General features: G+C 42.1%; 11 protein-coding genes and 1 pseudogene. 10 read left to right on the top strand and 2 right to left on the bottom strand.

All coding sequences use genetic code 11. The annotated features are described in order from the left end of the window. The first annotated feature begins 163 nt into the window (after positions 1 to 163). From V7L29_RS12280 to V7L29_RS12315, 8 genes and pseudogenes are all read left to right on the top strand, one after another. Positions 164 to 1,246, top strand: coding sequence for an iron uptake porin (locus tag V7L29_RS12280; protein ID WP_334735632.1), 1,083 nt, complete (start codon positions 164 to 166; stop codon positions 1,244 to 1,246). Positions 1,247 to 1,594: 348 nt separating this feature from the next. After that, complete coding sequence (ssuD, locus tag V7L29_RS12285; RefSeq protein ID WP_334735633.1) at positions 1,595 to 2,743, top strand: FMNH2-dependent alkanesulfonate monooxygenase; 1,149 nt, start codon at positions 1,595 to 1,597, stop codon at positions 2,741 to 2,743. A 153-nt stretch (positions 2,744 to 2,896) separates the two neighbouring features. Beyond that, positions 2,897 to 3,724, top strand: coding sequence for an aliphatic sulfonate ABC transporter permease SsuC (gene ssuC, locus V7L29_RS12290; protein WP_334735634.1), 828 nt, complete (start codon positions 2,897 to 2,899; stop codon positions 3,722 to 3,724). Between the two features lie 140 nt (positions 3,725 to 3,864). Continuing rightward, entirely contained in the window at positions 3,865 to 4,635 is a 771-nt protein-coding gene (locus tag V7L29_RS12295; RefSeq protein ID WP_334690891.1) for an ATP-binding cassette domain-containing protein, read from the top strand. Positions 4,636 to 5,358: 723 nt separating this feature from the next. After that, positions 5,359 to 5,808, top strand: a pseudogene (locus V7L29_RS12300) (GNAT family N-acetyltransferase); the annotation flags it as partial. Positions 5,809 to 5,930: 122 nt separating this feature from the next. Next, on the top strand, positions 5,931 to 6,878 hold the full coding sequence (locus V7L29_RS12305) for a D-2-hydroxyacid dehydrogenase (RefSeq protein WP_334735635.1): 948 nt from the start codon (positions 5,931 to 5,933) through the stop codon (positions 6,876 to 6,878). 131 nt (positions 6,879 to 7,009) lie between these two features. Then, positions 7,010 to 7,555: a PhnD/SsuA/transferrin family substrate-binding protein gene (locus V7L29_RS12310; protein ID WP_334735636.1), complete on the top strand. Its 546-nt coding sequence runs from the start codon at positions 7,010 to 7,012 to the stop codon at positions 7,553 to 7,555. Between the two features lie 72 nt (positions 7,556 to 7,627). Beyond that, complete coding sequence (locus V7L29_RS12315; protein WP_334690895.1) at positions 7,628 to 7,873, top strand: hypothetical protein; 246 nt, start codon at positions 7,628 to 7,630, stop codon at positions 7,871 to 7,873. 145 nt (positions 7,874 to 8,018) lie between these two features. On the opposite strand, the gene V7L29_RS12320 is transcribed toward V7L29_RS12315, so the two are convergent. Both V7L29_RS12320 and V7L29_RS12325 read right to left on the bottom strand, forming a co-directional pair. After that, positions 8,019 to 9,215, bottom strand: a complete 1,197-nt coding sequence (locus V7L29_RS12320) for an acyl-CoA dehydrogenase family protein (protein ID WP_334735637.1) — start codon at positions 9,213 to 9,215, stop codon at positions 8,019 to 8,021. Between the two features lie 431 nt (positions 9,216 to 9,646). Next, a complete protein-coding gene (locus tag V7L29_RS12325) occupies positions 9,647 to 9,820 on the bottom strand; it encodes a hypothetical protein (RefSeq protein ID WP_334735638.1) in 174 nt (57 codons plus the stop codon). 684 nt (positions 9,821 to 10,504) lie between these two features. Here V7L29_RS12325 and V7L29_RS12330 point away from each other — a divergent pair. Together V7L29_RS12330 and V7L29_RS12335 are read left to right on the top strand one after the other, a co-directional pair. Further along, on the top strand, positions 10,505 to 10,765 hold the full coding sequence (locus V7L29_RS12330) for an NAD(P)-binding domain-containing protein (RefSeq protein ID WP_334735639.1): 261 nt from the start codon (positions 10,505 to 10,507) through the stop codon (positions 10,763 to 10,765). Beyond that, positions 10,762 to 11,139 carry an oxidoreductase gene (locus tag V7L29_RS12335; protein WP_334735640.1) on the top strand — a complete coding sequence of 126 codons (378 nt, stop codon included), beginning with the start codon at positions 10,762 to 10,764 and terminating at the stop codon, positions 11,137 to 11,139. The genes V7L29_RS12330 and V7L29_RS12335 overlap by 4 nt, the downstream gene beginning before the upstream one ends. Positions 11,140 to 11,216: the final 77 nt, after the last annotated feature.

The raw sequence follows: 11,216 nt of genomic DNA on the forward strand, positions 1-11,216 counted from the left end.
ACTTGATAGGTAAACCGTAGTTTATAACATAACAAAGTTTTTCACAGTTTTGGACAAAAAGCAAGCATTTGAGCAAATAAATTTAAACGTAAAGTTATGTAAAATAAACTTTTTTATCTCTCCCAAGAGACTTGCTTTTTAAAGTATTTTGTGCTGATAGCCAATGTTAGGACATAAAGTACTTAAGTTCGATAGACCTCAAACCTTCTTTGCTTACCGTGCCAGACTTAACTTTCAAACGAGCTTTACTGGCAGAGATCAATTAACCACTCTTGTAACAGCGGGAAATAACATTCCTAACTTGACGGCTACTACGGGAACCGCCATGACCCGTTTTACCATTGATGGTGAAGGGAGAACTGATACGTATCTTAGTCAGTTGGTATATCGTTTTCCTCTAGGCAAAAATGCCATTGTTTGGATCGGGCCTAGAGCACTTGCTCCTGCGACTTTTAATCCCACCTTAAATGGCTCCATTGGCGGGTTAAATGGTGCTATTTCCCGATTTTCCGCATTCAACCCTACTGTTTACCGACCTGATTTTGATGGTGCTGGTGCAGCTTTGGCTTATAAGTTTAGCAATCAATTGCAATTAAGCTTAGGTTACATAGCAGATGACTCTAAAGTTAATCAAGTAGTCAGCGGCAAAGGACTTTTCAATGGCACCAATACGGCAGTTGTACAGCTAACTGTATCGCCCAGTCGCCAGCTAGATATTGGGCTGACCTACACCCGTAAATACTATAGCGATAACACTACTGGTGCTGACCCGAATTTTAACGTCACTGGTGGTACAGGTAGCGCTTTCGCCAGAAATCCTTTTGAACAAAACTCCACAACAACCAATAACTTTGGATTTCAATTTAACTGGAGAGCTACTCGCAGCTTGAGTTTAGGTGGTTGGTTCGGCTATACACGTGCCCATCAAAACAGAGGTGGTGATAGTGATGCGACGATCATTAATACTGCCCTGACAGTTGGTTTACCAGACTTGTTTAAGAAAGGCAATCTGGGTGGGATTATCGTTGGGATACCGCCTAAAGTCACAAGTAGTAATTATAGAAATAGCGCTGGGCTTCTTCGAGAAGATCCAAGTACCTCTTTACACCTAGAGGCTTTCTACACCTACCGGGTGAATGACAACATCAGTATTACTCCAGATTTTTATCTGATAACCAAACCAGAACATAACAATAACAACGATCCGATTTGGGTAGGTGCTCTCGGCACTAACTTTACTTTCTAGCCCAAAGACTTTTTTCTTTAACAAAGATCCAACAGTTCCTTACGCTGAAAACAAGCGCGTCAACGTTAAGGGTGAGAAATCACCATTCGACGGAGACTTAACCTACTTGGGAGTTGCACAAATGTGGGTAATTACACAAAACTTGTGTTCTTGACGACAGCTATTCTTGCGGCAAAAGTGTCATGATTAACAGGATTACCCGCGAGAAAGTCAATTTTGTGGGCAGTTATTCTTTATGAATCGTTAATCTATACTGGTTTTTTAAATAATTTCTTGTAAAATACTGATTAAAAACTACGGTAATTGTGTCGATTTATCGTAGTTATTAGCCCTCATACCCTGACAAACATGCAAATTCTCTGGTTTATTCCTACTGGATCTCATGACGGACGCTATTTAGGCACAGATATTGGCTCTCGTGTTGCCACACCTGATTATTTGCAGCAAATTGCCCAAGCTGTGGATAGTTTAGGCTACACGGGCGCATTGTTACCGACAGGGAGTTCTTGTGAAGATGCTTGGATAACTGCCGCCGCTTTCATATCTGTCACCAAGCAGATGAAATTTCTGGTGGCAATTCGCCCAGGAATTACTTCCCCAGGTGCTGCTGCACGGATGGCAGCAACATTTGACCGGATTTCTAAAGGAAGATTGTTGATTAATGTGGTGACAGGTGGAGATCCTGTGCAACTGGCTGGGGATGGCTTGCATCTAAGTCATGACGATCGCTATGATTTAACCGATGAATTTCTCACAGTTTGGCGGGGTATCGTCAGCGGGGAAACAGTCGATTTTAAAGGAAACTACCTGGATATCAAAGGCGGTAAGCTCTTATTCCCACCAGTTCAAAAACCCTATCCACCTTTGTGGTTTGGTGGCTCATCTGCTGCTGCCAAGCGGGTTGCTGCTAAACATATTGATGTTTACCTGACTTGGGGCGAACCTCCACAACAAGTGGCTCAAAAGATTGCCGAAGTCCGAAAATTGGCGGCTGAACAAGGTAGAACAGTAAGTTTTGGGATTCGCTTGCATGTAATTGTGCGAGAAACCGAGTCTGCGGCTTGGGATGCTGCCAATGAGCTAATTAAGTATGTGGATGAGGATGCGCTCGCAAAAGCTCAGAAAGATTTAGCTAGTTCTGATTCTGAAGGACAGCGGCGCATGAGTCAACTACATAGTGGTAATCGAAAAACCCTAGAGATTAGCCCCAACCTGTGGACAGGAATTGGATTGGTGCGGGGTGGTGCTGGTACGGCCCTAGTTGGAGACCCCGACACTGTTGCCGCTAGGATGCTGGAATATTGCAATTTGGGCATAGAAACTTTCGTTTTCTCTGGATATCCGCATTTAGAAGAAGCGTATCGCACTGCTGAATTATTATTTCCCCGTCTAGCTTTGCAGAACGAACCTGCACCTTTAACGCCACAAGTTTTGAGTCCTGTTGGCGAAATTGTCGCTAATGAAAAATTTGCTAAACAACTAACGAGTGCCTCATGAATATGCAAAATTTTAGATTTGGGATTTGGGATTAAGCAAAAACACCAAATTTAAAATCTAAAATTTGATGCTTCTAGATTCATCCTTGTAGAAATCTAAAATCGTTCGACTGAGCACTGACGACGAAGTCTAAAATCCAAAATCCCAAATTCCATGACTATTACCCTTAAACACACCAAAAGTAACAATAATATATCCCTGAGCGAGGTGTTAGACAACCCGCAGATCCAGAAAATAGTGCCTTGGATTGTGCCTGTTCTAGTGCTAGTACTTTGGGAACTTGCTTCCAGAACTGGTTTACTCTCAACCAGAATTTTACCAGCCCCAAGTAGCGTAATTGCTACAGCGATTAGACTAGCCTCCACTGGAGAACTTTTTCAACATATAGGAATTAGCGCTGGGCGGGCGATATCTGGTTTTATAGTTGGTGGCAGTATTGGGTTCGGTTTGGGATTGCTCAATGGCTTTTCTCGTGTTGCAGAAAAGTTATTAGATAGTTCCCTGCAAATGCTCCGCACTATCCCTAATTTAGCATTAATTCCGCTGGTAATTCTCTGGTTTGGTATTGGCGATCAAGCTAGATTATTTCTAGTGTCTATGGGTGTATTTTTCCCGTTATATCTCAATACATTTCATGGCATCCGCAGTGTTGACCCTGGACTGATTGAAATGGGGAAAGTTTATGGATTGAAAACACCACAACTTCTGGGGCAAATCATTTTTCCAGGAGCCTTGTCTTCGATTCTGATTGGTGTCCGTTATTCCTTGGGGATTATGTGGCTGACACTAATTGTGGCTGAAACGATCGCAGCAGATTCTGGCCTTGGCTATATGGCAATGAATGCCCGTGAGTTTATGCAAACCGATGTTGTGGTTTTGAGTATTGTGATCTATGCGTTGCTGGGTAAATTAGCAGATGCGATCGCTAGAGGATTAGAAACAAAATTCTTGGCTTGGAACCCCAATTATCAAAAGTCATAAATGCCAAATTTACCAAAGTCAAAAGTTGAAAATTATTGATTTTAACTTTTGACTTATATTCATTTTTAATGTGATTTGCTTTCTTCAATGTCTCATCAAATAATTAAATTATGATTGTTCTAAAAAAGGAGATTTTGCAAGTGAATTCTAATATACAAGGTACACAACTAAGTATTTTGGATTTGACGAAGGCTTTTGGTAAAAAAACTGTTTTAAACTCGCTGAATTTAGAAGTTAAAGCAGGTGAGTTTGTCGCTATTGTCGGACGTAGTGGTTGCGGTAAGAGTACCTTATTGCGTCTTGTGTCAGGATTAGATAAAGCGACTTCAGGCGGAATACTACTAGATGGAGAACCCCTGCATAGACTCAGCCGCTTCGTAACAGTGATGTTTCAAGAGCCTCGCTTGCTGCCGTGGAAGCGCGTTGTTCAGAATGTGGGATTAGGCTTGGAAGGTAATTGGCGTGAAAAAGCTTTGTGGGCACTCGATAAAGTCGGACTCAAAGATCGGGCTGATGAGTGGCCATATGTCTTATCTGGTGGACAACGGCAACGGGTATCATTAGCAAGAGCATTAGTCAGTCAGCCCCGTTTGTTGTTGCTAGATGAACCTTTGGGAGCATTGGATGCTTTAACTCGCCAAGAAATGCAGCACTTGATTGAGAACTTATGGCAAGAGCGAAGATTTACTGCGTTTTTGGTTACACACGATGTGGAAGAGGCTGTGGCGTTGGCAGACCGAGTGATAGTGATTGAAGAAGGGCAAATTTCTCTTGATCTGCCTGTGAGACTTTCACGCCCGCGAGATAGAAGTAGCGAAATGTTTGTCAATATCAGAGAAGCAATTCTCAAGCGAGTAATGAGCCATGAAGGTACTCAACCAAATAACCAATTGTTGCAGTTGAGTAGTTGAGATTTAGCTTTCGTTAGTTGATTAATATAATGCTTGATGTAGCTGCGGTAAAATAGGCTACTTCGAGAAGAAAACTTCCTCTTAAAAAGCAGCTATAGGAATCGAAAATTATTTATGAATACTTAAAATACTTCTCAACTCTCCTCTCTACGGTTCTGGGTGATTTTTTCTATATTCACAAACTAGACAAAGTAAAACATAATAATTGTTAACTTATATAGCTTTGGATCTTCCGTACCTGTTATGCTGAATCTTTAGTTAAGCATCAGAACTTGACTTTAAAATCCAGGTAAAAAGCCTAAATTTCGCGTATAAGTATAAAAGCTTAGTAATAACAACTGCTATTGATGCCTAGCAAGGGTTTCATGCTTTTGATAAGATCGATTTAGCATACTAAGTAATGAAGATCCATAGCTTTCTTTAAAATAAACATCAATATCTATTATTTATATTTAATTTAATGATAATTAGAAAATTAACAAAGGATGATGCAGAAGATTATAGACAGATCAGATTAGAAGCTTTGTAAGGATTCAGGTGTTTGAAACCCAGTCACAGAGCCAGTTTAAAATTCGACTTTGACTTATTAACATACCTTTAGTCGCAATAAGACACGAAAAAATAGTCCTTATGCAATTCTTATTGAGAATATAAATTTGTGGCTAATCCTCCGAAAGTATTATCAGTAAACGATTGTAGAGATTTTGGTATGACCTAAATCCTTACGAAGCTTTATATAAAAATCCAGATTCATTTGGCACATCGTATCCTGAAGAAAAAAATAAGACGATAGAACAATTTCGGGATAGAATACCAGAAAATAACAATAACTTTATTTTGGGCTGCTTTGAGGATAAAAAGTTAATTGGAATAGTTGCGTTTCACCAAGAATCAAGAATAAAACTCAGGCATAAAGCATATATTAGTAGTATGTATGTTAAACAAGAATATCGAAGACAAAGTATAGGTAAATTATTACTAAATGAATTAATTGAAAAAGCAAAAGCTATTAACGAAGTAGAAGTATTATTACTTAAGATTGTGAAAAATAATTTTTCAGCAAAACAACTTTATTTATTATTAGGATTTCAAATATATGGAATAGAGGAAATGGCATATAAATCTAATCAGAAATATTTTGATCTGAAGTTAATGCGTTTACAGATTAAATAAAAATATCTTAAATTTTACTAAATATCATGATTGAGACTAAGAAAAAAGGGCATTTAATTTTTTTAATCAAACAGAGACAATTTCTAAAGATAGCCCTGTAAATAAAGAAGAGGTAATTTACAATGAAGCTGATTTTACCGCTCGATCTCGTTGCCGACATTGAGCCTCATCTACCACCTGATACAGAGGTTGTCAGGGTAGATATTGAAGGAAATTTAGAGGGGGATGCTAGCGATGCTGAAGTTTATTTCAGTTGGTTTTTATCCAGAAGTCCGACGCTGCATAAAATAATAGAAGCAGCACCTGCACTGCGTTGGCATCATGCACCAAATGCAGGCGTGAATCACATCCTGACACCAACTTATTTGGAAAGAGATATTATCCTCACAAATGGGGCCGGAGTGCATGGGATTCCGATCGCAGAATTTGTAATCACTTATATACTGGCTCATGCCAAGCATCTACAGGAATTGTATGCTTCACAAGCAGAACGTCACTGGAAAAGAGGTTTCGCTATCGAAGAGTTGACAGATGCAACCTTGCTAATTATTGGTGCTGGTGGTATTGGTCAAGAAATTGCCGCTCGTGCTAAACCTTTCGGCTTAAGAATTATTGGCAGTCGGCGTCATCCCCAAGAGCTACCAAATTTTGATAAAGTAGTCGGCGCTGATGAATGGCGAGACCTCCTCCCAGGGGTTGATTATGTAGTTATTGCGACACCACTAACTCCAGAAACCAAAGAATTTATTGATGAATCGGTATTGCGATCGCTCCCAAAACATGCCTATCTAATTAATATTGCTCGCGGTGGCGTAGTCGATGAATCAGCATTAATAAAAGCGCTCACAGAAGGTTGGATTGCAGGTGCAGCATTAGACACAGTTAACTCAGAACCGCTACCACCAGAAAGTCCTTTGTGGTCACTTCCTAACATCTTTATCACACCTCATACTTCCGGGTATTCACCAAAAAGTAAACAGCGTTCAATAGCGCTATTTATCGACAATCTGAAGCGTTACCAAGCTGGTCAGCCGTTACGAAATGTAGTAAACAAAGAAGCAGGATACTAAATATTGGGCATTGGGCATTGGTAAAGAATTTAACTTTTAATCTTCTGCCTCTCTGCCCTAATACCCAGTCCCTTTGAAAATTCAAAATGAAATGGGAGAGTAGCAAAGTTTAAGGTGGTTGGGAGCTCCAGTTGAAGTTAGCTGGACTAGATAATTTTCCCTACAAAACTCAGTTTACACAGTTTACTGGAGGTAATCTTATGGTGCAAGCAATCAATGCCAATGCCATTGATATTGCATCGTGTAGTGAGACTCCACCAATTTTTGCGATCGGGACTCAGGATGCGGTGAAGATTATTGCAGCCACTAAGGGCCCAACTATCGGACAAACTGTGCTTGTGCCAAAGAATTCTACAGCTAAAACGATCGCAGACCTGAAAGGGAAGAAAGTTGCTTACATCAAAGCTACGACAGCCCATTACTTCTTGATCAAGATGTTAAAGGAAGTTGGTCTGACTTTGAAGGATATTGATGCGATCGCCCTCTCCATACCCGACGGACTTTCTGCCTTCAGGAAAGGTGATCTAGATGGCTGGGCTACCTACGGTTATTCGATCCCGCAAGCTAAAAACAATGGCGCCAGAGAACTGAAGTCTGCAAAGGATATCTTGAGTGGTAACTTCATGATTGTAGGCGCTCCCAGTGCGATCAAAGACCCAGGCAAAAACGCTGCGTAGGCGCAGCCCGTCGTAGACATCGCTGACTTCCTCTGTAGGATTAAAAAGTCACAAGCTTGGCGCGAATCGAATTTGGAAACCTGGGCAAAAAGTTATGCTTCAGCTATCGGCATAGATGAAAGCATTATCCTAGAACAAGCAAAGCAGGAAGAAAAACAACGCCATGTTCAGGTTCTCCCTACCTCCGATGAAGCGATCGCCTCACAGCAAGAGGTAGCTGACACCTTTGCGGAAGCTGGTGTCCTCCCAGCTAAGGTTAGTGTGAAACCTCTGTGGGACAATACTTTTAATGATGCGATCGCTAAGTGCAGCATTTGACAAAGTACTAAATATTGAGCTTGGGCACTTGTACTGAGCGTAGCCGTAAAGCCTGCGGTATAGCTACGCTTAGGGCGCAGCCCAAGGTAGAGAAGTATTGGGCACTAGTAAAACTCTTACTCACTCCCCAATCCCCAGTCCCCAATCACTTGACTTTCAGCACCGACTTCCCTAATGACTGGCAAATAACATCATTCTGCGGTGTATGGATACGGCTGCATAGAACGTCACGGTAGTGTCGCTCTAAAGGATTCTTTTTCAACAAACCAGGATTACCAGTCAGTTCTAAGGCAATCTCCACAGCCCGAATCGAGTTAGTTGTGGTCATATATTTAACAGCTTGTGTCTGTAATACTACGTTAGGCTGATACTCGTCCTTGTCAATATCTTCAGCCAAGCTATAAATCAATCTATTATTAGCAAATAGCAGTGCTTCTATCTCACCCACGGCAGTTTGGAAGCGTGGCAAAGTTGCCAGTGGCTCTTTGAGATTAGAAGGCGATCGCTCCCAAAGATACTTAGCAAGCCAGTCTCGCGCACTAGTAGCAACACCGAGATATAAAGCACTCACTGTTAAACTGGCCCAAGTGGAAATCAGCGGATCAAAGGATGGTGCAGCAGATATAGGGCTGATATTTAGAGCATACTCCGAGGGGATTAATACATTCTCCAAAATGAGATCGTGGCTACCTGTAGCTCTCATTCCCAAGTGATCCCAGGTTTCGACAATTTGCAAACCGGGCAAATCGCGCGGAACCAGAAAACTTCCAACTTGTGGTTCATCCTCAGTTGTCCGGGCCCAAACAACAAAGTAACTGAGGATGGGACTGCCCGTAGTGTATTGCTTGTGGCCTGTTAAACGCCAACCCTCTGTTGTCCGTTCGGCAATTGTGGCAGGCAATCCGCCTCTAGCTGGTGTCCCTAACTCAGGTTCGACACGGGCCGCATTGAGCAGGGCAATGCCTTCAATCGATTCACGACACAGCCGCTTATATACTTCTGGATGCCAGCGACGGCTACGGCCTGCATGGGCATGTTGGAGATAGTGCATTGTCAGTACTAACGCGGTCGAAGCATCGCCACGCGCTATCCCTTCAATCACTCGGCAGATAGTTGATAGCCCCAAATCCTGACCACCTAATTCCCGGGGAATGGTGAGGCTGAGTAATCCCGCCTCATGCAAAGCTGTAAAATTCTCGAAGGGAAAGGAACCATCTTTGTCGTGTACTCCTGCACGGGTGGCAAAGTCCTTGGCCAGAGCCTCAACCCGGTCGAAAATATTGGGGATTTCTAAGCTTTTGGCTACAAAGATGTCTGGCACTGCTTGCTCCAAGTGTGACATAAATACTCCTTGAAAACTCACTTTACTACTGAATTAGAGATGTTTTGCAATAAAAAGGGATTGGGGACTGGGGAAGAATTTTTTTAATCTCTAATTTTTCATCTCTTTGAATGCATCTGAATTTTGACCCCGCCCTTGAAGAACATAACTTTGCAGCGATGTCGAGGGTAAACTCAAATCTTTTAAAGACGGGCGAGACTCCATCTTGCGAAAAATTAATGTTCCTATAAACTTGAGATGCTTCCATTGGAGTTAAGCGATCGCAACTACTTGTAGCTTAAATCCTGCTTTCTTTTCTTCCTCAGTTTCTCACAGAAAGACGACTACGGTTGCCCAAACATCACGGTAGGGGAGGAATTGTCGCCTTGTCGTCTTGGTCCTGCCGTCATTAGTATTACTGAACACGAGAAATTAAATATAATTACTAATGACTAAGCGTAAAGTCGAGCCAGTCCGTTGGTGGGGTTCCCCCACTTAAAGGAACTGGCGTTGAGCGGAGGTTTCCGACGCTCTCTACGAGACGCTGCGCGAACGCAGACTCGTTGGCGTAGCCTCTCGTAGAGAAGAGGCTGCGCTATCCGTTGGCTAGCAAATACCGTAGGCATCAGAACTTTGTAAGAATTACTAATGACGGCAGGACTGGAAATCCTCGCCGCGTAAAGCCGGGGGATGAGTTAACTCGAACTCAGGTCTTTTGGTGCTCCTGAAAAATACTACTTAAAATCAATCGTAATTTAGTATTTAGTAAGTTCTGTAAGTATGACATAAACAGCTTTCTCAGAGCAAGCCAACCAGAGGATTCAGCGATCGCTCCATAACTTAACGAATCGCAAAAGTTCCCACGAACCTATCCCACTAATAAGATTTGTGCTACAAAGCTTAAGCTGATTGAGAACTAAAAATCAAGGTTTTCAAGCACATTTTACGAAAAGAAGTAGGGATTTTTAGAATAGTGGGATAGGTTCCACATAACACAGGGCTAACAGTTCAATCAAGCGCAAGTCTCAGGTCGTCGATGATAGCATAGATAGCAATTGTTTTTAAGTTGACACTAATGGGGATAGCCGCCCGCCTCCAAAGTCATTAGTCCTTGGTCATTGGTACTAATGACGGCAGGACGGCAGCACTTCGATTTCCTTAGGCTATTCAATAAAACGAACGAAACGATGTTTTCGTAGCCGTGGGATGAGTTAAAGACTTATTCACGAGTATTAAAGACTCATTCACGAGTATTAAAGACTCATTCACGAAATTTGATTATTCGCTGATGAATTAGGAAACGAAACGCCATGAAAATTAGCATTATTGGCTCAGGCAACATGGGCAGATCGGTAGGAATTCTTTGGGCAGAAGGGGGACACGAGGTTTTCTTCGGTTCCCGTGACCCAGAGAAAGGACAAGCGATCGCAAATCGCGCTCGATTTCTGTTAGAAGTGGTCGAAGCAGTCAGCAGCGTTTGGGGAGGAGAGCGGGTTGGCATCAAGCAGTCTCTCAGCAACACGTTCTATGGTATGCACGACTCAAATTCTGAAGCCACGTTCGCTATGTGATTGAGGCACTAAATCCCTTCAACCTTGCCTATATTGATTTGATGGAGCCAGATAAACCCGATTTAGAGGCTGGCAAGGTAATTAATCCGGTGCTGTCAACGTTTGGCTCATTCTACCAAGGCACAGTAATTACTAACGGCGGCTATGATAAGTCCAAAGGCAATGATAAAGTAGCGACAGGAGAAGCGGATCTGGTTTCCTTCGGCAAGCTGTTTATTGCAAATCCAGATTTGCCCAAGCGTTTTACAGTAAATGCCGAATTAAACCCTTCTGATTTTAAAACGTTTTACGGTCAGGGTGAGAAAGATTTAGACAAAGGATACACCGACTATCCATCTCTTGAACTGCAACCTAGCTCTGACTTTTCCCGTTAAGTCTTGAAATGCTTACTGGTAAAGGATTCAAGAAACAGCGCAGCATATACGGTACAGTAATTAAAATTCGGTGCTAA

The sequence above is a fragment of the Nostoc sp. genome (assembly GCF_036916575.1).
Classification (GTDB): Bacteria; Cyanobacteriota; Cyanobacteriia; order Cyanobacteriales; family Nostocaceae; genus Nostoc.

Bases quoted from the DNA above. Each gene is read 5' to 3' on its own strand.
- V7L29_RS12280 (WP_334735632.1), top strand. From the start codon at position 164: ATGTTAGGACATAAAGTACTTAAGTTCGATAGACCTCAAACCTTCTTT.
- ssuD (WP_334735633.1), top strand. From the start codon at position 1,595: ATGCAAATTCTCTGGTTTATTCCTACTGGATCTCATGACGGACGCTAT.
- ssuC (WP_334735634.1), top strand. From the start codon at position 2,897: ATGACTATTACCCTTAAACACACCAAAAGTAACAATAATATATCCCTG.
- V7L29_RS12305 (WP_334735635.1), top strand. From the start codon at position 5,931: ATGAAGCTGATTTTACCGCTCGATCTCGTTGCCGACATTGAGCCTCAT.
- V7L29_RS12320 (WP_334735637.1), bottom strand. From the start codon at position 9,215: ATGTCACACTTGGAGCAAGCAGTGCCAGACATCTTTGTAGCCAAAAGC.
- V7L29_RS12325 (WP_334735638.1), bottom strand. From the start codon at position 9,820: ATGCCTACGGTATTTGCTAGCCAACGGATAGCGCAGCCTCTTCTCTAC.
- V7L29_RS12330 (WP_334735639.1), top strand. From the start codon at position 10,505: ATGAAAATTAGCATTATTGGCTCAGGCAACATGGGCAGATCGGTAGGA.